The following is a 21,189-nucleotide window of genomic DNA, read 5'->3' as shown; positions in this document are numbered from 1 at the left end:
CGGCTGGGTGCCGGATGCGAAGTCCATCGTTGTGCCCGTCGATGGCAAATACCAGTTCCGGATGTTCTTTGAAGGCGAGCAGGCGCACGTCCTCTACGTCGAGGAAATCAGCAAGGACAAGCGCCGGCTGCTGGGAGATTTCCGGCTTTACTCGCTGCGGGACGACCTTCGCGCGCTGCGTCCGTTCAAGGGCGATTTCCACATGCATAGCTACAGGTCGGACGGTGTCGAATCGCCGGCGTACGTGACGGGCGCGTGCCGCCGCGTCGGTTTTGACTTCATGGCGCTGACGGACCACAGGAATTACGCCGCGTCTCTCGAAGCCAAGGCAGCCTATGACGGCGTGCCGATCGACCTGCGGGTTTATCCCGGGGAGGAAGTGCATTCTCCTGATAATCCCGTGCACATCGTGAGTTTCGGGGCGAACGCGGGCGTCACCGAATTGTACCGCGACGACGAGACGGCGTACCGCGCGGAAGTAGCGAAGATTCAGGAGGGACTGACGGACCTGCCGGCCGCGGTGGACCCGTTCCAGTACGCCGCGAGTCTCTGGGTCTTCGACAGGATCCGCGAGCGTGGAGGGATGGGCATGTTTTGTCACGTCTACTGGTTCACGAAACACAAGTACTACATTTCGGAAGCGCTCGCGTCCCACCTGTTCGACACACAGCCGTTCGACGCGCTGGAACTCATCAGCGGCAACGACCGGGAAACGCTTATAGACGTAGATTCGAACGCACTGCAACTCGCGCGGTATCACGAAGAGCGCGCGAAGGGCAGGAACATCCCGATTTGCGGCATCAGTGATGCGCACGGCTGCGAGAAGAGCGAGACCTTTGGCCGGTACTATACGGTATGCTTTGCGCCGTCCGCGGAGCTTGCGGATATTATCGCGAGCATCAAAGGCATGAACTCCGTGGCGGTCGAGGCGGTTGCGGGCCACATGCCGCGCGCGTACGGGCCGTTCCGCCTGGCGCGTTTCACGCAATTTCTACTGAGCGAGATTTTTCCGCAACACGACGAGCTCTGCTTCGAGGAAGGACGCCTCATGCTCCAATACGCCTCGGGCGACAAATCCGCTGTCGAACGGTTGCGCTTGCTGCAAGGTCAGGTCGCGCGGCTTTACGGCCGGTATTGGGCGGAGTAAACTGCCGCAAACGGCGCCTGTATCTCGCGAAGATGGGAGAGAGCGGGAATGAATATCATTGATTTCACCAAGACGTTGAAGGATGTTTACGGAGCCGGAAAGAAGGCCCGGGAGGTGAAAGTCGCGCCTGGCGCATTTATTGCCGTGGACGGAAAAGGAAGACCGGGCGGCGATGTGTTCCAGAAAGCGGTCATGGACGTCTATTCGACCGTCTACCCCCTCAAGTTCATGCTCAAGTTCGGAGGCGTGCTCGATTTCAAAATCTGCGCGCTCGAATGCCTCTGGTTTTCCAAGCCGACGACGCCGATGATGCAATGGGAATGGCGGGTGATGGTCCGGATACCGGCGGAAGTGACGGCGGCGCGGGTGCGCGCGGCGCAAAAACAAACGCTCGAAAAGAAAGGGACCGACGTATCCGCTGCCAAGCGCATCAAGTGGAAGGGCGGGCGCGCGCTGCAAGTGCTGCATGTGGGACCATATGACCGGGTGTGCGCGGCTTATGAGGTGCTTGGCGCCTTTGCGAGTGAGCACGGCTATACGGTCACCGGACCCGGTCACGAGATCTATCTGAACGACCCGCGCCGCACCGCGCCGGAGAGACTGAAGACTATTGTCATGCTCTTCGTCGCGAAACGCTGAAAAGCCTGAGACAGGGGCTCGTTACACCGCAGGAGCGCTGTAACGACGCGAACCGGGTCATTGTTCTGCGTCGGCGTTGACAGGCGTGGGCTCCAATCCCTCCAGCGTCTTCTTGGCCTTGCCATCGTCGAGCGTGATGGTGTACGTGCCCGGTGCGAATACTCTGGGCCGGTAGCTGCTTCCCGTCACGCGCAGCGCGTACACCAGTTCGCCGCTCGCCTGGTCAGTGACTTCCAGCACGGGGTCGCTGCCTTCCGGGTAGGCGAGTTCAGGCAGATGCCCGAAGGGTTGTCTGCCGTAGTTGTCGGCCTGGCGGATCGTCTTCGGCCAGCCGGGATACTGGTGCGCGCCCGGCGCGGAGACGTCCACGTTGCGCGGCCAGCATTCGAACGTGATCTCCCGTGCCTTCTTGTGAAAGCGGACCACGCCGAAGCCCGCGGCTCGTGTGGTCAGACGATCGTGATTTTCCTCGGGACTGGGATTGGCGACTGCCCACAGGGTGATCCGGTTGCCGAAGCCGTCCTTGAACTCGCCCGTGTGCTCGGGCATGCCCGGCACGCGGTTCTGGCCCGGTTCGAACGGCGCCCACCAGCGCAGATACAGGTTTGCGATCGATGGCACGCACATCGAGTAGCCCGCGTCGTTCCATTCGTCGATGCCGTGATGGATGATCGTGCCGAGATGCTGGTCTCCGGCGATCATCACGGAGAAACTCTTGCGGATCTCCGCAAGCGCCCGGTTGCGTTCATGCTGGGGCCAGCCGTTTGAGTCGAGGTCGGCCACGAGCCGGTTGTCCCACGTGCCGTGCACGTGTGCGCCGCCGCAGAAGATGGTCTGCGACAAAACCGCCTTCATGTCAGCGTTGCGCCAGTCGCGCGTCCACGCGCGCAGAAACGCGAGCTGTCGCTCGCCAAGCAGGCTCGCCCCCGGTACATCCACGAGCGACGGGTCGTAGTTCGGGTCCGTCACGTGGTCGGGGCGCGGGCCAAGTTGCGGAACCAGTCCCGCCGGTCCCGATTTCCATTTCCGGTCTTCAATGATCGCGAAACTGATGCGGCCCCACGTCAGCGCGGTGTAATAGACCGTGATGCCGCGTTCGGCCGGCGTGGGATCGAACGGATCCGGCAGATGGCTCGTTTGCGCGCGCTGGACCTCGTTCACGTACTCGACCGGACGGAAATAGCCGCCGTCGTGGCCCGCCTCGACCATCGACTGCCTGCCGCCCGCGCCCCAGAGATTCGACTGGCCCACGTCGTGATCGTCCGGGATCGTGATAGTGGGCGTGTCCCGGATGACCGCGCCGAAATCGCGCCCGAATTTCAGCCACGCCGCGTAGTGCCGCGTGTGGTGGTACACCTGATCGCCGGAGAAGAAAAGCAGGTCGGGCTTGACCCGTATCAGGTTCTCGACAATGTCCGACTTTGGTATATCTCCGCCATGCTGGGGCAGGATCGAGTTCCCCGTGAACGCCGCGACGACGATCTCGTCCTTCTCGGCCGGATCACGGCGGATCGTCCCCGTGTAGAACGCGCTCGCGCCATGCGCCACGCGATAAGCGACTTCACGCGTGGCGTCCCACGGCGCGATGCGGAACGGCGCGGTCCAACCCGCCTCGATTACTTGCGTGCGCGCGATTTCTTTCCAACCTCCAGCGTCTGCGATTTCGAGACGGACCGTCCGCTCCTCATCCGGCAACAGAGGGTACAACTGCGCGGTCAACTTCAGCACCCCGTCATGTACCGTGTACAGCGCGAAACAGATGACCTGATCGCGCGATACCTCGGGGACGGTCAGGTTTTGCGCCCGCACGGAGGCGGTAAGCAGCATCGGCAATGCAAGGAATAGACAACATATGCAACACCACCTCATCATCGCTTGTCCTCTCTCTCCCGTTGTCCGTTCTCGCTCGTTACACCGCGGGAGCGTTCTAACGAGACTATTCTTCGTTCTTGCTCACTTCGTACAGTGCAACTGCATGCCCGGGCAATGAAATCCCGATTGTCAGACGGGCTGCGTCGCATTGTGTTGTGCACGATTCGCCGCTAACCAGTTCGTGAATGTCAAGCTGTCTGGCCGCCAGGTGCAGCGCCGCAAGGTCTATCTCAATTTCGTCCTCGATGGGTCCGTCTGTATCGTTCAGGACCGTGAAATAGGCGCTGCCGGCTTCTGGTTTGCCGAAGCGCTCAATGAGCACGCGCCCGTCGCGGCTTCGCGCGTGCGTTGCCGGTTCCCAGCCGGCCGCGGCGATCCGTTGAATGAGTGGCACGTACTTCTTGAACAAGGGGCGCGCCGGTTCGTACCACCCGGGCGTCGCGAAGTAGCAGTCCGTCGCCGCGTTCTCGCTGAAGAATCCCGGGAACATGCCCCAGAAAAGGCAGCGCTGCATGTAGCGTTCGGTGAGTTCGAGCGTGAGGTCAGCATAGTGCGTGTTGAGGAGAAAACAGTACGGGCGCTGATAGCTCATGGCGCGGCGGAAACACAATTCGGCATCGGACAGCGGTTCCCAGCGTCCTTGCGGCAACCAGTTGGTTTCCGTGCCGAGCACGTCGAGGTAAGCCGCCGGGAATTCGTACTGGTTGAGGACGCCGTTCGCCATCATGAGACGGCCCTGCTCGCGCATGCGCCGCGCCAGCTCTTTTTGAAACTCGAAGGTGGCGAACACCGTCAGCACGCCCACGCGGTGCGTGGCCGCGTCGAAGACGAGCGGGAGGTCCGCTGCCGCGAAGTGGCCGCGGTTATAGTCGATCGAGTTTGCCCAGAACTCGTACGAATCGATGTAGGCGCCGTCCACGCGCGCGGGCGGCGTGCCGTCCGGGCTTGGCGAATCATATTCCGCGATGACGCGCTGAACTTCATCGAATGCGAAATCGGCTTGGCACAGCGGCCGCTCAAGCGAGACGGGGATATCCGGGTCCGCGTTCAGCGCGAACACGGCGCCGTTGCACCACGGCGCATTTTCGAGCGAAAGGACGCTTTGGCCATCGGCGCCTTGTACCGACGAAGTCAGGGTCTTTGTCGCGCGCCGCTCAGCCTCGGCGTTGTCTCTACTCGCCGAGGCTCGCAAATGGTCCATCGCTCCGTCATACGTTCGCGGCACGCCTTCGGGCAGCGGCAGCCACGTCGTCATCGGTTCGGTGTAGACAAAGGTCAAAATGCCGTGGGCCTCGTCCCACGGCACATTGTTCGTGCCTTCATGGAATGCAAATCCGAAATCTTCCCAGCCTTGCACGGTCGAAATGTCCGTGAATGCCATCCAAAGCCCGCCGTCCCTGACGCGTCTCTCGAATGACTCATGGCAGAGGACGTAATACGCATCCAATGCGCCGCGAAAGCCTTGGCTGCCGTCGAAAGCATACAGATATGCGCTGAAAGTCGCCTCGCCGGGTGATTTTTTCGCCTCCGGCGAAAGCCCGAGGTCGAAAGCGGCGTACAGCATCCCGTTTTCGGCGTCATAGCCCAGGCGGTGATGCCGTGGGTCATTGATGGGCGCCGCCAGTGCAATGCCGGTATCGCCCCGCGTCAACGCGGCCAGCGGATACCGGGATCGCCGCCCCGTCGCGCCTGCGCCCGTCGGCAACGTGTTCGCGTAGACGCCGTTCTCCGCGGAGACACAGCGGCGCATGTCCTCCCACCATGTCCAGCTCCCTCCGCCTATCGGAATCGCAAAATACGCGGTGACCGCGCGGTCGCCGCCGGTTGTATCCAACACGGTACCCCTCAACATCGAGGCGCCGCGAACCAACCAGGGACAGAAGCGGAGTTCGAGGTTTAACGCGCCTATCCGTCCACTCATGACGCCAACGGCGCCCATGTCGATGAGTTCAGCGTGCTCCGGCGCGAGAAAATCGCTGTCATTGGCCACATCCCGGACGAACAGCACGGGGCCGCCTTCGCCGATCGTATCGTCGCGTGACCGCAGCAACGTCGTGCGGGCGTTGTATACCATCGACCATCCGCGCGAGAAAGACGCGGTCAGACAGGCCGGCTCTTCCTCAGTCTCGGCATTTTCGCTCCGCGGACCTTGTCGGATGGGCACTCCTTCGAAGAAATGCACGCCGTCGGACTCGGGCAGTTCCGCGAGTGAAAAATCGTCAAACCAGACCGTACCGGTATGCCCTCGAAACAACGGATAGACTGTTGCGCGCCGAATCGGCTTAGCAGGTTCGATCAGGAGCCGCCGGAATTCCCAGTCGTGCGTGCCGGTCGAAAAAAACGCCGCTTGAGCCCATAAAGACGTGCCGTCCATATACTCGATGTCGAGATAGACGGAATAACCGGCATTCGGCGTGCCGCCAACATCTTTCGCGCGGCTCCATCCGCTGGCGAGGAGCGCGCGCGCCGTCTCCTGGTGCAGTTCAATCGTTTGCCCCGCGCCATGCTGCTCCGTGGTCAGTGTCTGCACGCAACACAGCGCGCGGCTGCCGTCACGCCCCTCGCCAGGCGCCAGGTCGTATCCGTCTCCCCAAGCCCACCACCCCGGCAACGGTGTGTCCTCCCCGTCCTCGAATCCCCAATTCATGCCGCGTGCGTTGTCGGACAGGCTCTCCACCTGCGCCCGCTCCAGCGCGATGAAATTAGCGTGTGCTGACGGCGCTGCAAGAAGGAGGACAAGCGGGAGGGCGCGGCACATACCACGAATCTTCAACGGTTCTCACCTCTGTTATTGCGAATGTCAATCATCCCAGGCCCGGTCAGGCGAGGGCCTCATAGTCAGGGTCGTAGACATGCGCCTGGATATGGGCCGCGAGATCTTCCGGCCTTGGCTCTTGGGCCAAACCCTCGTCGTACGCCACTTTCGCGACGGCCATCGCGATGGCGAACGAAACGCGCCGGATGTCCGTCAGCGGCGGGTAGATACAGCCTTTATCGAGCTGTTCCCGGCTGACATGCTCCGCGAGCGTTCGGGCGGCGGCGTAGAACATGCTGTCGGTGATTCGCCGCGCCGCGGACGCGATCACGCCGAGCCCAAGTCCCGGGAAGATATAGGCGTTGTTCCCTTGTCCCGGCACGAGCGTCCTGCCCTCGTAATTTACTGGGGCAAAGGGGCTTCCACTGGCGAAAATGCCCCTGCCCTGTGTCCATCGATAGGCCTGCTCCGCGGTACATTCCGCCTTTGATGTGGGGTTGGACAAGGCAAAGATAATGGGCCGCCGATTACATGTGGCCATGGTCTCGATCACCGGCTGGGTGAATGTCTGTGGCTGACCGGACAGGCCGATCAGCGCAGTCGGTTTGATCGCTTCAACGGCTGTCTGGAGGTCGTCAATCGCTTCGTGAGGATGGGCGTAGGGTTGTTTGTGCTCCTGCAACCGATCCCTGCCTTCCGTAACCAAGCCTTTGGAATCGATGAGCCATATCCGGCGCCGCGCCTCCAATTCGGAGAGCCCCGCGTTCATCATGCTCGAAACGAGCAGATTCGCGACACCGATGGCGGCCTCGCCCGCACCGAGGAAGAGGACCCGCTGGTCGCTCAGGTCCCTGCCGGTGATTCGAAGAGCGGAGAACATCCCGGCAACCGCGACGGCCGCCGTGCCCTGGATGTCGTCATTGAAGCTGCACACCTTGTCGCGGTACTTGCGCAGAATGTGAAAGGCGTTCTGGTTCCCGAAGTCCTCGAACTGCACAATGGCGTCCGGATACACGGTCTGAACCGCATGGATGAACTCGTCCACAAGGTCGTCGTAGTCCTGTCCCCGCACGCGACGTTGCCTGAGACCGATGTAGAGCGGGTCCGCGAGCAGGCTCTCGTTTTCCGTACCCACGTCGAGCGTCACGGGCAGACTCAGGGCCGGGTCCACGCCGCCGCAAACGGTATACAGGGACAACTTCCCCACGGATATGCCCATGCCGTTGGCGCCCAAGTCGCCGAGTCCCAGGATGCGCTCGCCGTCGGTCACCACGATGATTCGGACGTCGTCCTCGGGCCAGTTTCTGAGGATATGCTCCACCCGTCCGCGGTCGTTCGCGGAAATGAACATGCCCTGCGGCCGCCGCCAGATGTGCGCGTAGTTCCGGCACGCGTTGCCCACTTCCGGGGTGTAGATGATCGGCATCATCTCCTCGATGTGATTCATTACCGTGCGGTAGAAGAGCCGTTCATTCCGGTCCTGAAGTGAAATCAGGAAGATGTACTTCTCGATGTCCGAAGTCTTGCCCCGGAAGTTCTCCATCACGCGCGTTTCCTGTTCCCGTTGCGTGACGACCCGGGGCGGAAGCAGCCCGCGCAGGTTGAGGGCGTCGCGTTCCTCCTCGCTGAACGCCATTCCCTTGTTCAGTCTCGGTGAATGCAGGAGGTCCATCCCTCTCGGGACGCGCCTCTCCGGTCTTCGAGCGTCATTGCTTCGCGGGCACATCCTTGCGATTCCTTCCTGATCTTGCCGCGTCGCGGCGCCTGGCCGGGGCTTCATGCCGCCGGGTCTCGCTCGATCTTCGATGCGGGAAGCGCCGAAGAGGCACGCGCCGCGCGTTTGCAGCGTCTGGAGACCATCATCCGGATATTGACGTGCCGTTTCAACGGTGCTCTCCACCGCACGGTGTTGCTTTTTGCGCGGGATTGCGAGTAGTTTTGCGCGGCCACCCAAAACGGGATGCTACATTTGCGGGAGGACACGCGATATGGACCTGTTTTCGAGACGAAATTTTCTGGGCGCGACCGCGGGAGCGGTCGGCGTTGCCGCAGCAAGCGGCGTGGGACAGATGGCCGCAGGCGCGGAGGGACAGGAAAGCGCCCCTCGGAAGAAGGAGGGTATGCGCATCGGCATATTGACGGCGCCGTTCGGTGGCAGTACCCTTGAAGAGGTGGCCGCCTTTGCGCGTTCTGCGGGCATTTCGTGCCTCGAAGTGGCCGCGGGCCCCAACAGCCGCCAGCTTGACCCGGCGGCGCTCGATGCGGCACGCATCGACGCAATCAAGCAAATCCTCGCGGATAGCGGCCTCGAAATCAGCAGTCTGGCTTGGTATCCGGACATGGCGGACCCGGGGAAAGCGGGGGAGACGCAGTCGCACTTCATGAAGTTGGTGGATGCAGCGGCGGCCCTGGACGTAAAGGTCGTCTGCACGATCACGGGATTCCCGAAAGATAACGCGAGCAAGATCGACACGATCAAGAAGGTGCTGCCCGGCGTTTTCGCGCCGCTGCTCAGCTACGCGAAAGACAAGGGCGTCAAGATCGCCATCGAAAACTACTTCCAAACCTGCCTGCAGGGCCTTGACACGTTTGAATGTCTCTTTGAGACCATTCAGGACGAGCATTTCGGGCTGAACTATGACCCGTCGCATCTGTACCACCAGCAATGCAGCCATCTCGCACCGGTGAAGATGTTCGCGAAGCAGATCTTCCACACCCACGCGAAAGATTGCCTCGTGGACGTGGAATTGCGCGGCAAGCGGGGCGTGTACGCGGAGGGCTGGTGGCGCTACGTTATTCCGGGCTTCGGCAACATTGACTGGGGCGAATACATCGGCTGCCTGCGCCAGAACGGCTACAAGGGCGTGCTCAGCATCGAGCACGAGGATAACACCTTTGGCCGGGAGGAGGGCTTTGCGGCGGGCGCGAAATACCTGGGCCAATTCTGCTGACCACGGGACGCGCGCGACCACAGGCTATGCCATCGCGCGAGCATGGGCGGTTTCTCGCGGGACGATGGAACGCACTTCAGAATTCCGGAGGGCGCAGACGGCGAGCGTCTCGCCGTCCCATGTGATGAATTATGCCTCGTAGCCGCCGAGCGTGTGCATCAGAACGACGGTTCCGATGTCGCCTTGTCGCAGACCGCGCTCAGGCAGGTCTTCCATAGGCGCGACACTCTGAAGCCCTTCTATCATGTTCGCCAGTTTGAACGGGGCAAGCCGTCACCCGTCTCGGCAATTCTTCGCCCTGTTCGACGAACCAGGCCAATCGAACCAGCGGTTGCCGGTGGTCAGGGGTGTTCATCTTTTCTGCATTCGGGGGCTTCACGACGGGACTTGTCCTTGAATCAAGGGTTCGGTTCCCTCAACGTCTTGAGCCGGATATTCCGCCATTTTACGCTCATGGGTTGCTGTCTGCCGCCGACGCCGTGGACCTGGAGCGCAATGAAACCACGCAGCGTCATGTCGTCGTGGAGGTCCGCGCGCAGTTCGCCGTTCAGCCATGTCTGGATGTGGTCACCCCGGGCTTCGATGCGCACAAGGTTCCATTCGCCGTTCTTCCAGAGCCGCTTGCCCGCCTCGCCGAACTGTCTGGCCTCTTCCGAGTCCTTGTCCTTGGGGAGCAGCCAGCCGCGCCGTCCTTCGTCGTAGATGCCACAGAACCAGTTGCGATCTTTGCCTTCGTCTTCGAGTTCGCATTGGTAGCCATGCACCCGGCCATTCTTGAAATCCGGTTGGCTCTCGCTGCGTATCTGCACGCCGGAATTGAGTGCGGGATGCCCGAGGAATTCGAACTCAAGCACGAAATCGCCGTATTGCTGCCTCGTGTAGAGAAAGGAATTGTCGGTGTTCGGCACGGAAGTCCCAACAATTGCGCCGTCTTCAACGCTGTATTCCGCGGCGCCGCCTTTTTGCTCCCAGCCGTCCAGCGTTTGCCCATCGAAGAGGTCGACCCAGCCTTCGTCTTCTTGGGTTGCCATGGTTGCGGACAGTAAAAGAGGTGTAGCCACGAGGGCGATCCATGCACGTTTCATTGTCTGTCTCCTCACGACGGTTGCATTCCTGATACGTTCACCATCCGGGCGGGCGATTAAGCCTTCAGGGTATCGCTCCATTTTCGCCGATGTGACGATACGGAAGTCAATATGCGGCAGACACGCTTTCGTGTCGCGAGTTTGAACGCCGGTCTGTCCCGGTGCAGAATGCGTTCTCGAGGAATGGAAGCGAGACGTGTTCGGGAGGGCCATTCTCATGATCAACGTGGGTCTTGTCGGATGCGGCCGGATTGCGGACCTGCACGCGCGAGGTTACGAGCACAATTCCGAAGCGCGCATCTATGCGGTATGTGACAACGATCAGGACCGGCTCGCGGCGCGCAAGAGCGGCTGGGGCGCGGAAAGGGCGTATGCGGACTACCGGGAACTCCTTGCGGACCCCAACGTCCACGCCGTCGAGGTGCTGGTCCCATACGATATGCATGAGCAGGTCGTTGTGGCGGCGGCGCAGTCGGGCAAGCATATCGCGTGTCAGAAACCCATGACTACGAGCCTTGCGAGCGCCGACCGCATGATCGCGGCGACCAAGACGGCGGGCGTGTTGTATAAAGTGACGGAAATCTACGTGACGTATCCGCCGATTGCGCTGGCGAAGAAGTTGATCGACGACGGGGCCATCGGCGAGCCCTTAGGCATGCGCATCAACTACATCGCGAGCCCGAAGGGCGGATGGAAGGTCGAGGCGCACACGTACGAGCAGCAGGTGCGCATCGCGGCGCAGGGGTTCGGCCTCGAGACGTTCGACCATGGCCACCACGAGTGGGCGACGGCCTGGCATCTGCTCGGCGAGGTCGAGCGCGTCGCTGCTTGGATTGACACATTGAACGGCGTGGTGGACGGCCCCGCGACGGCCATGTGGAAATGTCGCGGCAACAAGCGCTACGGCGTGATCGACTTCATGTTTGCGCCGGACCTGCATATCCCCAGCAAGTATTACTCGAACGACGAGATATATCAGGTCATCGGTTCGAAGGGCGTGATCTTCATCAACCGGGGCACGGGCGACATGATGGACCGTTCGCCCGTGAGCCTCTTCGACGGCCAGCGTTGGACGCACTTCGAGGATGTGCCCGGTGACTGGGGCTTGGGTTTCGTGAATGCCACGCACAACTTCGTCCACGCGATTCAGGGCGCCGAAAGACCGCTGCTGACGGGTGAGGAAGGCCGGGAGGTGCTGCGGTTCGCGCTGGCGATGATGAAAGCCGCGCGCGTACGGCGTGAAGTCTACCTGGACGAATTGGAGCATCCGCTCCCGTTCCTCTACAGCCATTGGCGGCGCCTGCGCGAACGGCGCGACTGCGTCGTGCGGCCAAAGCGCGTGTCCCGGCGCGGCGCGAAGTTCGCCAAGTACGCGCCGCAGGCGCACCACCTGACCCTTGCGCTCAAGGACCGGTTTGACGCGGCAGCAGCGGGGGAGTGGTCGTGCCTGATCGCGTTGCACCTGACGCGGGAGGGAGGCGCGGCCGACGAACGGTTCGCCATCGATATCCGGGACGCGCGCATTGACGTGCGCCCGGGTGAATGGCCGCCGGAAGCGGACTTGACCCTGCACATTCCCGCGGGGGTGTGGGCTGCCATGTTGCTCGGCAAGAAGCGCATCGAGATGGCCATAATCCAGGGCTTGATCAAGTACGAAGGCACGGTTGAAAAGGCGCTGCCGTTGCGGGCAGCGTTCAAGATATGACCGCGCCGGCGCTTCCGTTTCACAAGCGCATCAGTTTTGGCATGGGCGGGCTCACGATTGTCCTGCCGGACCTCGTCATCATGCAGTGGCTGCTGGTGCGTTACGTTCCCGGCGACGGCCCGCCGCTGATTCCACCCGTGATCTTCGGCGTGCTGGTGCTGCTTGGAAGGCTTGCGGAAGGAGTGACGAATCCCGTCGCGGGTCACGCGAGCGATATGTGCCGCCACCGGTGGGGGAGGAGGATGCCCTTTCTGCGCCTGGGTATCGTGCCGTACACGGCGGCTTTCTTCCTCCTGTTCAATCCCCCGTGTGCCTCCACCTGGGGTAACGCCGCATACGCCGCCGTGCTGCTGCTGGTCTATTTCACGTCTTTCGCCGTCATTGGCTCGCCGTACCTTGCACTTCTTCCCGAGATTAGCGTCAGTTCCCGCGAGCGCGTCGATCTGATGACCATCCAGTCCGTTTTCATGATGCTGGGCACGTTCGCCTTCGCTGGCGTCGGCGTGTTGCGCGACCGGTTTGGCTGGACCGTCATGGCCGGGGCCGTCGCGGCCGCCGCGTGCCTCTTTTTCGTGCCCGTGATGACCGCGATCCGTGAGGCGCCGCAAAAGGCCGGTCCCGAGTGGGCATCCTTGCCGTTGGGCCGTTCGCTTGCGTTGACGCTGCGCAACCGGCCCTTTCGCTTCGTGGTGGCGTCCACCTCGGTATACTGGTTTGGATTGAGCGGGCTGCTGGCGCTGGCCCCGGTGTGGGTGCGGGTGTACCTGGAGGGCCGCGATTCCGACGTGACACTGCTGATGGCGCCGTATCTGCTCAGTAATCTGGTGTTCTTTTTCGTGTTCAACGCGCTTTCGCGACGGTATGGAAAGTATCCGCTCATGTTAGCGGCGTTTCTGGGCACGAGTGCGGTCGTGGCGCTGCTGCCCTTGGTGGGCCTGTTTCCACTGGGTAGCCCGTTCCTGCAGACCGCGCTCATCTTCGCGCTCGCGGGCGCGCCTGTTGCCGGGTTTATGGTCTTGCCGTTTGTCGTGCTCGCCGACGTAGTGGACTTCGACGCCCGCGAGCACGGCTTGCGCCGGGAAGCGGTCTTCTTCGGCGCGCAAGGCATATTTCAGAAGCTCGCGATAGGCACGGCGACCATCGCGTTTACGGTGGTCCCGTACCTCGGCGGCGACGGCCACGCCATGACGCCATTCGGCCTGAAGCTCATGGCGGGGCTATGCGCTTGCGCGGGCATGGGGGCGTTTCTGATCTTTCTCGGATATCCGCTGCGGGAAACCGCGTAGCACGGGCGCCCCGCCCGTGCAGGTCAATCAGAAAGTCTTGAGATCTTCGCGGACGTGATGCCCATGCCCCGGGCGGGCGTGTCCTGCCCGCCGCATGCGTCCAGGAACCTGTCGGGGCACAATGGGAAGATTCTCAGGACAACGGCTGTTCCTGTACACACGGTCAATCCCCCCAAGAGCTCCGGAGGCGCACATATGTCCGAGCATGGCGGCAAACTGGCGGCGCGAACATTGAAAGCTGCGGGCGTCGAATGCGTTTTCACGCTCAGCGGCGGTCATATCATGCCCATTTACGACGGCTGCATCGACGAAGGTATCCGTGTCGTCGATGTGCGGCATGAGCAGGCTGCCGCCCTCGCCGCGGATGCCTGGTCGCGGGTGCGTCCGGGCAGTATTGGCGTGGCCGCGGTGACGGCAGGCCCTGGAGTCACCAACGCGGTGACGGGCATCGCCAATGCCTGGCGCGCGAACTCGCCGTTGCTGGTCATCGGGGGGCAAGGCCCGTTTGCCAATCTTGGCAAGGGCAGCCTGCAGGAAATGGAGCACGTCAGCCTCGTGAAGCCGATCACGAAATATGCGGGCGCATGCTACGAGACGGAGCGAATCCCCGAATACATTGAACTGGCCATCCGCCACGCGATATCCGGCATGCCAGGGCCGTCATACCTGGAAATTCCGATGGATATCCTCATCGGACAGCCTCGGTGGGATGTGCCCATTCCGAGTCTGCGCACGAGCCCGCCGGTGGTGTGTCCGGAGCGGAACAGCGTGGTGCAGGCGTTGCGGTTTCTGGAAAAGGCGGAACGGCCCATGATGATGGTGGGTACGAGCGCGAAATGGTCGCAGGCGCAAGGTCCGCTGAACGCATTTCTGGAAGCAACCGATATCCCCGCCTATGAGAACGGTATGGGCCGCGGTTGCATCCCGCGCGATTCGCGGCACCTGTTCAAAGTGACGCGCCGCGAGGCCATCGAGCACTGCGACGTTATTGTTTTGGCCGGCTGCGTGCTCGATTTCCGCCTCGCGTTCGGCCAAACCATCCCGAAAGACGCGAGAATCATCAAACTGGAGATGGACAACACCCTCATCGGCCATAACCGCCCGGCGGACGCGGCGCTGGTCGGCAACCTGACGTGCAGCTTTGAAATGATGCTGCAGGCAATGCGGGAAGAGGGCATCCGGCTGGATTTTTCAAAATACGCCGATCAACTTCGTGAGAAGGAAGCCGAAAACAGGAAAGCCGGCGCGGCGGCCGAACGCAGTGATGAAACACCCATTCGCGCGAAGCGGCTCTGCCGGGAACTCGCGGATTTCGTCAACGACGACATGATCCTTATCGGCGATGGCGGCGATATTGTCGCTTCTGCCGCGAAAGTATTGCCGATTCCCAAGAACGGTTTCTGGCTGGACCCGGGGCCGCTGGGCACGCTTGGGGTTGGCATGCCGTTCGCCATCGCCGCGCAACTGGCGCACCCGAAGAAGCGGGTGCTCGTCGTGTTTGGCGATGGCAGCTTCGGGTTTAACGGATTCGAGTTCGACACGGCGATCCGCTTCAATCTGCCCATCGTGGGTGTTGTGGGCAATGACGCGATGTGGGGGCAGATGCTGCGGCCGCAGAGGGCGCTTTACGGAGCCGACCGGGTCGTCGCCACGGAACTGAACAGCACGCGTTACGACCAAATAGTCGAGGCCATGGGCGGCCACGGCGAATACGTGACGCGCCCCGATGAGATCAGGCCCGCGCTGGAGCGCGCGTTCGCGTCGGGCAAGGCGGCGTGCGTGAACGTCGCTATCGAACAAGACCGCGGCTATCGGGGCGGATCGTACATCTAGCGCCGCTGGTAACGAAGCACCATGCTGCCGCCCTTTCCGGGGACGCGCAGCGCGGAGCCGCTTGCGAGTTCCTCGCCCGGTGTCTCCGCCGTGGTGGACTTGCCCGCGCCGTCACTGAACTCCGTCAGGTATGTCGCGTCTGTCTCGATGCCGCGCAGACCGAGGATCAGCCCGGCGAGGTCGCATTCCGGCCTGCGGAACGCATAGACCACGCCCGCGTTCAAGTCGGGCCGGTGAAGCTGATACGCCACAAACTGGTCGGGCGCGGTTCCGCCGGCGGTCAGGGGATAGAAATCGCCGTACCAGAAAGGCTGGTTCGTCCGCGTCTCGGCGATGCAGGTCTTCGCCTGCTCAAACGGGAAGTCGGGGGCTTGGTAGTCGAATTGGCACAGTAACCCGCCCGTTGAAGCGCTGCGCACCTCGTAGACGTCGGGCGTCCACGCGCATGCGGTGTGCAGCGGCACATACAGGCTTATCTCCATCGTCTGGGCCTGGTTCCACTCCCTGTGGCCGGGCGAACAGTTGGTATCGCTGCGCCAGAGCGGCACGGAGCGCGAACACATCTCGATGTCGATGCGCCGTCCTCCGCTCGAGCAGTTGTCAATCCAGAGGCCCGGGTGCCGTTCGCGCAATTCATCCCACATCGCGTACAGTCCCATCACGTACTGGATTTCTGTCATGCCTTGCCGATCTGGTGCATCGTTCGCGCGCCAGGATTCCAGCGGGTCCATGTTAAAATCGTTCCGGTAGACGTCGATGCCGTATTCGTCGATGCGCTGCGAAAGCAGTTCGGTGAGGAAACGGCGCGCATTGGGATCATGGAGCTTGAACAGGCCGCCATCCTTGCCCCCGAACACGAATTCGGGGTGCTCTTCCGCGATGCGGGAGCCTGCCGCGACACGCTCCGGCTCGAACCAGAGGACGAAACGCATGCCGTGCGCGCGGGCTGCGCGGCTCACGGGCGCGAGGCCGTTGGGGAAAGCGTCGGGCTTGCAGAACCAGTTGCCGACGCCGTTCGGGAAATTGCCCGGAAACCACGCGGCATCGAGCCAGTACGTGTCGCAGCCGAGGGCATGCGCGGTCTCCACCGCCGCGATTTGCCCGGCTTCCGTTGCCCAGCCGGGCCGCGCGTTATAGCGGTCGAATGTCTGGAGCGCGATGGGCAGCCGCAACGGCATGGCGTCGAGGCGGGGCACATAGTGGTCGATCAACAGCCGCCTCCAGCGGTTATGCGCGGCCATGCGTTCGCCTTCCCAGGTCAGTAACACGACCCGTGGCGTGCGGATGCGCTCGCCTGCGCGCAACACAAGGCGGGTGGATTCCAATCCCGCGCGCAGCCGCGTGGGACCGTTTGCCGCGCGGTCGAAACGGGCGCACCATTGGCCGGTCCAGCCGACGGCAACGATGGCGCCGCGGTTACCGTACTGCACGTTGAAGAAGGGGAACGCGCTGATGGACGAGGGACGGCCGCCCGTGGGCGTGAGGCGGTGTTCCTTTCCGGGCTCGAGTACCGCGGTTTTCGGCAGGAACGACGTTTCGCCGCATGCGTCGCCCTCAAGTTCGTGAATACGCACGGGAGTGCGCATATAGCCGGTGCGCAGCATTACGTCGAGCGCCTGGATATCCTCCAGAAGCGGCGTGTCCTGCGTGCCGGTATTCTCGATCCATGCAACCCAATCCACGGCGGGATAGCGATTGTACGTGGCGATTACCGCCGTTACTCGGAGCCCCGAGCCCGGGTCTGTCCACGTGACGGTATCCACAACCCGGTCGGCGTCCTCCGTACGTTCCGTTGTCCTGTCCCACGCCGGAAACAGTTCCGCCGATGGCTTTCCGCCAAACAGGAACGACAACGGCGGCTGCGCGTCGCCGAGGACCAGGTCCGGCTGGTCGGCATCGAGCCAGACGATGTTGTCGTCCTGCATCACGAAATGGGCATCGGCCCAGTCGGCCTGGTCATGGGAGGCGCCATCGGCGGTGGCATCGACTTTGAGGACCAGCTTGCCCACGCCGGGAGGGAGGGGCACGTTGACGGGAAATGGTCTTTCGCCGCCGCGCAAGACAGTGGTCCGCGCGGCTTCCGTGCCGTCTATTTCGACACTGAACACGGCCGACCCGCGCATACCCTGAGTGTCATTGTTGTTGTCGATGCCGGCCCAGGCGTTGAACGCCTTTGCGCCCGCGGGTATTACAACCTCGATCTCGCTGTTGGCGTGCGTGCCGAGGCCGTGTTCAAAGGAGCGGTCTCCGATCACGATTGGCGTGTCGATACAGGATTCGCGAAACCGGAGCACGCTGTGGTCCTGACGTATCACAGAAACGGAAACGGGACGGGGCTCCCCTGCGAGCGGGTCAAGAGCAAAGGCGTGGTGAGTCCACGCATGCATCTGCTGGAGCGCGACTTTTGATGCCATAATACCGTCATCCGGCATTCTGTCGGGGAGGCCTGCCCTCACAACGGCCTCATCCGCGCTCGCATACGTAGCCGAGACACCCAAGAGCATGGAAACAAGAACACAGGCTGTGACTGACCGGAAGTTAAGCACGATCTGTACTCCCGCGACTCGTTCTTCACGAGGCGCGATGTTTTTGGAGGAACTGTATGCATCTCATGGATCGCCGAGAAATGCGATCACTCTTGGATTTATGACAGCCGCGGACTCATAGACGGCCGCGTGGCCGCCGCCAGGCACCGTGAACAGGTCCAGCCACGGCATATACTCGCGGATACGTGCGTGCAGTGCGTAGGGCACCAGAGTGTCCCGGTCACCCCAGACCAGAAGCCCGCGCCGCTGTTGGCGGCCCACGCGCTGATACACGGCGTCCATATGGCCCATGTCAAAATCGCGCATTGTCCGGAGTAGGGCCCGTTTATAGCCCTTGTACCTGATCTGCTCCCCATAGGCGGTCATAAAGGCCGTCAAGACCTCGGGGTCACTGGAGAGGCCAAGCGGCATTTGGTTCACAATGATGCGGTCGCCGAAAGCGCGCAGAATCCATTCGCCCAAGCCGGGCGTCAGCAAGAGCCGCGAACTGCGCGGAAGTTGCATCATGCCCGCGGGCGCGCAAAGCACGATCTTGCCGATGCGTTCCGGGTGCCGGTCCGCGAAATGCACCGTGATGGCGCCGCCCATGCTCAGCCCGGCTATATCGATAGGGCCGGTGACCCCTTGCGAGTCCAGCAGGTCGAGCAATTGCCGCACGAACAGGTCCGCGTTATAGCATGTGCGTGGCCTGTCGGAATATCCTCGGCCAAAGAGGTCATAGCGGAGCACGCGAAAACCGCTCGCCGCGAGCGCTTCGATAGCCCTGTCCCAGATAAACATGGGGGAGGAAAAGCCGTGCACGAGCACGACCTTTGGCCCATTTTCAGGCCCTGCCCACTCGAAGTGCGCGACACCTCCGGACAACGGGACGAAGTCCTTTCCCGTCAGGCAAGCCCGCGTATGAACATTCAAGGTATTCTGCTCCCTTTGCGGAACAAACCACGGGAACACCGCGACGAGAAAGAGGAAGAGGCCACACAGCAGGATCAAGGTTGGGACCATCATGGCGGTTCTACTCCCCGGGAGAATACAGTGCGGAAGTCATCTTAATCGCGGCGGGAGCGGGCGTCAAACCGCCGATTCAACCCGCTGGCAGGAGTCCCCCCAGGAATTTCGGATAGAGTGAGATAGGCTATTAGGGATCAATGCACACGGGTATCAGGGGCTGCGCAACCTGCCGCCCCTGCTGCTTGCCATAGTGTTCTTCTCCGCCCGTATACTGGACCATGACTCCCGCCTGCGCGTGATGGCCTTGTACGTCGAACAGGCCGCCAAACGCCTCTTCGGCATCCCGGACTTCAAGTATTGCGCCTTGGCCGATGGCCTGCGCGCCCTGTTTGCCAGGCACCCGGGCGCTCCCGTGTCCCGCATCCGAGCCGCGAACGATGCCCAACTCACCCTTTTCGCTGAAGACGTCACGTAACACCATCCAATCTGCGAAAATTTCGGGGGAAGCTCTGGACAGAAAGGCCTTGACAAATCGCGCCGTATGTGCTTTACTAGCAACCACAGGTCCTGCGGGTCGGGAAATAGTGGGCGAAACGCGGGCCGGTGATAACGGTGGATTGTGTTACAGCGGGGAATAGGCTTATGCGGATTCGGGGTCTCGTTCAAACAGGGCAAATAGTATCAAGAATACGTCATTTTTCGTCTGCACTCGTCCTTTTCGGGGGGGGGCATGGCGCTTTTGATCGGTATCATGGGCACAAGCAGAGGCTTTTACTGCAAGCCCTGCCGCGAGCAACTCGTTATCGACATCAACCGCGAGGCCTCGCCTCTGCGCTGGGTCGAAATCGAGGTCTTGGAAGCGACCGTCGAATGCACGGCGATTATTCGACAGCCAGCGACCCATTCTCTGGTTGTCGAGTGGTTGCTCGATACTGAGGAAGAGGGGCAGGGAAGGGTAGGCAATCCGTATACGCTGCAAAAGGCACCCCTCACTCCCGGTACTCATACAATCCGTTGGGTTGTGCGCGACCCCGCAGCCGTACTTGATCCGGAACAGCCGGGCAATCCCCCGAAACTCTGGGTACTTCCCGGATATCAATACCTAGAACATAGAAGCTTCCTTACTTATGCAAGCATCATGAAGGATGAGACTATTCCGGAAGACGCGTTCGAATTTGAAGTGCCATAGCTATTGAGACAGTAACAACGAGACAACGAAGGCGTGAGCGCTTCTCAAAACCGTATCTTTCCTTCTATGAATGTGATGGATCGAAGACTCGGTTTATTCGTCCTTTCCTGCGGTCTTCGATGCGTACAGTTCAGGAGGTAATCGAAAATGAGCAAGTCTGTGACCGCTATCATGTGTGTGGTCTTTATGTGGAGTGTTTGCGCTGAATCACACGGAGTATGGCAGGAAGTACGCACAAATCTGAGTCCCTCAAGGGATTTGTTTGAGATCGGAACCGAGCATGATGGAACGCTATGGTTGGCGAGAACAAGCAGCGAGAACAAGCAGCCTGTTGTACCTCAATGACGAACTGGACTGGAGCTCTGCCTATGTCTGGCCTAGTCACTGGTTATTATCGCCAGGGTTGTCATTCTTGTCTCATGCAGGTTCGTTCTCGGTTATAGGAGTTGGTTATTCAAAGGACCGCGTTTATGCCAGTTCCAATGGACTGGACTGGGAGTCGGATGGGACCATTGAGTACAAATGGGGGGGCGTGTTTAATAATGAAGCGGTGTCCTTCATGGGGTCGCCGTGGTTGTTTGCCGGTGAATACATCGACTACTACTTTTATGAACCTGAAGGGGACGAATACGTTTCAGCCACCATTCTCTTGCCGGACATACTGAAGGTGGAGAACGGGAATTGGGACGCCCCTATTCTATATCCGGCGCCGTGGCCGCTCAGAACGGAGAGCGTGGGCCTTGCGTTTGCAGGTAAGCTGTGGGTGATAGGTGGCCGCACTACTCTGGAGGCGCCTATCGACTTCGCGGAGTTTCAACCGCTGAATGATGCATGGTACAGCGAAGACGGTGAGACGTGGATAGAGGCGACATCAAGCGCGTCTTGGTGTCCTCGCAACGGCCACGCCTGCGTGGTGTTCCAGGACAAGTTGTGGCTTTTGGGCGGGCACAACGGTTATCGGGCACTCAACGACGTTTGGGTGTCGCACGATGGCGCGACATGGAGCCAGGTCGCGGCTCAAGCGCCGTGGCGCGGGCGAAGCGGTCACAGTGCCGTGGTCTATCAGGACAAACTCTGGGTAATTGCAGGCCACAACGGCAGCGAAGCCCTCAGCGATATCTGGGTCTACGATCCTGCTGCGGCGGAGGGCGAGGGAGAAGGCGAAGGCGAGCCCGCACCGCAGCGGTATTATCACAGCGCGGACAAGGACACGGACCGCGAGATTTCGCTGAA

At 61.5% G+C, this 21,189-nt stretch carries 15 protein-coding genes and 1 pseudogene; 8 read left to right on the top strand and 8 right to left on the bottom strand.

The window, feature by feature from the left end; genetic code table 11:
- Together KA184_16235 and KA184_16230 are read left to right on the top strand one after the other, a co-directional pair.
- Nucleotides 1-1,147, top strand: a 1,147-nt coding sequence (locus KA184_16235; protein ID MBP8131127.1) for a hypothetical protein, incomplete at its 5' end; no start/stop codon positions are given.
- A 48-nt stretch (nt 1,148-1,195) separates the two neighbouring features.
- Complete coding sequence (locus KA184_16230) at nt 1,196-1,786, top strand: GyrI-like domain-containing protein (GenBank protein MBP8131126.1); 591 nt, start codon at nt 1,196-1,198, stop codon at nt 1,784-1,786.
- A gap of 57 nt (nt 1,787-1,843) precedes the next feature.
- Here KA184_16230 and KA184_16225 read toward each other — a convergent pair whose 3' ends face one another.
- From KA184_16225 to KA184_16215, 3 genes are all read right to left on the bottom strand, one after another.
- Nucleotides 1,844-3,658: an alkaline phosphatase D family protein gene (locus KA184_16225; GenBank protein ID MBP8131125.1), complete on the bottom strand. Its 1,815-nt coding sequence runs from the start codon at nt 3,656-3,658 to the stop codon at nt 1,844-1,846.
- A 64-nt stretch (nt 3,659-3,722) separates the two neighbouring features.
- Entirely contained in the window at nt 3,723-6,335 is a 2,613-nt protein-coding gene (locus tag KA184_16220; GenBank protein MBP8131124.1) for a hypothetical protein, read from the bottom strand.
- Between the two features lie 142 nt (nt 6,336-6,477).
- Entirely contained in the window at nt 6,478-8,139 is a 1,662-nt protein-coding gene (locus KA184_16215) for an NAD-dependent malic enzyme (protein ID MBP8131123.1), read from the bottom strand.
- 262 nt (nt 8,140-8,401) lie between these two features.
- Here KA184_16215 and KA184_16210 point away from each other — a divergent pair, with 262 nt between their 5' ends.
- Nucleotides 8,402-9,364, top strand: a complete 963-nt coding sequence (locus KA184_16210) for a sugar phosphate isomerase/epimerase (protein ID MBP8131122.1) — start codon at nt 8,402-8,404, stop codon at nt 9,362-9,364.
- Nucleotides 9,365-9,388: 24 nt separating this feature from the next.
- Here KA184_16210 and KA184_16205 read toward each other — a convergent pair.
- Together KA184_16205 and KA184_16200 are read right to left on the bottom strand one after the other, a co-directional pair.
- Nucleotides 9,389-9,610 (bottom strand): annotated as a pseudogene (locus KA184_16205) (DUF4926 domain-containing protein).
- A gap of 152 nt (nt 9,611-9,762) precedes the next feature.
- On the bottom strand, nt 9,763-10,449 hold the full coding sequence (locus tag KA184_16200; GenBank protein MBP8131121.1) for a DUF1080 domain-containing protein: 687 nt from the start codon (nt 10,447-10,449) through the stop codon (nt 9,763-9,765).
- A 217-nt stretch (nt 10,450-10,666) separates the two neighbouring features.
- Between KA184_16200 and KA184_16195 the strand changes: the two genes are divergently transcribed.
- From KA184_16195 to KA184_16185, 3 genes are all read left to right on the top strand, one after another.
- Nucleotides 10,667-12,154, top strand: a complete 1,488-nt coding sequence (locus KA184_16195; protein ID MBP8131120.1) for a Gfo/Idh/MocA family oxidoreductase — start codon at nt 10,667-10,669, stop codon at nt 12,152-12,154.
- Nucleotides 12,151-13,440, top strand: a complete 1,290-nt coding sequence (locus KA184_16190; protein ID MBP8131119.1) for an MFS transporter — start codon at nt 12,151-12,153, stop codon at nt 13,438-13,440. The genes KA184_16195 and KA184_16190 overlap by 4 nt, the downstream gene beginning before the upstream one ends.
- 195 nt (nt 13,441-13,635) lie before the next feature.
- Nucleotides 13,636-15,273, top strand: coding sequence for a hypothetical protein (locus KA184_16185; GenBank protein MBP8131118.1), 1,638 nt, complete (start codon nt 13,636-13,638; stop codon nt 15,271-15,273).
- On the opposite strand, the gene KA184_16180 is transcribed toward KA184_16185, so the two are convergent.
- From KA184_16180 to KA184_16170, 3 genes are all read right to left on the bottom strand, one after another.
- Entirely contained in the window at nt 15,270-17,687 is a 2,418-nt protein-coding gene (locus KA184_16180; GenBank protein ID MBP8131117.1) for an alpha-galactosidase, read from the bottom strand. The two genes, KA184_16185 and KA184_16180, sit on opposite strands and share 4 nt — an antisense overlap.
- A 195-nt stretch (nt 17,688-17,882) precedes the next feature.
- Nucleotides 17,883-18,824 carry an alpha/beta hydrolase gene (locus KA184_16175; protein ID MBP8131116.1) on the bottom strand — a complete coding sequence of 314 codons (942 nt, stop codon included), beginning with the start codon at nt 18,822-18,824 and terminating at the stop codon, nt 17,883-17,885.
- A gap of 130 nt (nt 18,825-18,954) precedes the next feature.
- The gene (locus KA184_16170) at nt 18,955-19,167 is read right to left on the bottom strand and encodes a hypothetical protein (GenBank protein ID MBP8131115.1); all 213 of its coding nucleotides are present in this window, start codon (nt 19,165-19,167) and stop codon (nt 18,955-18,957) included.
- Nucleotides 19,168-19,497: 330 nt separating this feature from the next.
- Here KA184_16170 and KA184_16165 point away from each other — a divergent pair, with 330 nt between their 5' ends.
- Together KA184_16165 and KA184_16160 are read left to right on the top strand one after the other, a co-directional pair.
- The gene (locus KA184_16165; protein ID MBP8131114.1) at nt 19,498-19,956 is read left to right on the top strand and encodes a hypothetical protein; all 459 of its coding nucleotides are present in this window, start codon (nt 19,498-19,500) and stop codon (nt 19,954-19,956) included.
- A 280-nt stretch (nt 19,957-20,236) separates the two neighbouring features.
- Nucleotides 20,237-21,189 (top strand): hypothetical protein (locus KA184_16160; GenBank protein ID MBP8131113.1); only part of this gene is annotated, 953 nt, incomplete at its 3' end.

The organism is Candidatus Hydrogenedentota bacterium (assembly GCA_018005585.1).
GTDB lineage: Bacteria > Hydrogenedentota > Hydrogenedentia > Hydrogenedentales > JAGMZX01 > JAGMZX01.
Note: the sequence above shows the minus strand (reverse complement) of the source record. Positions and strands in the feature narration are given on the sequence as shown.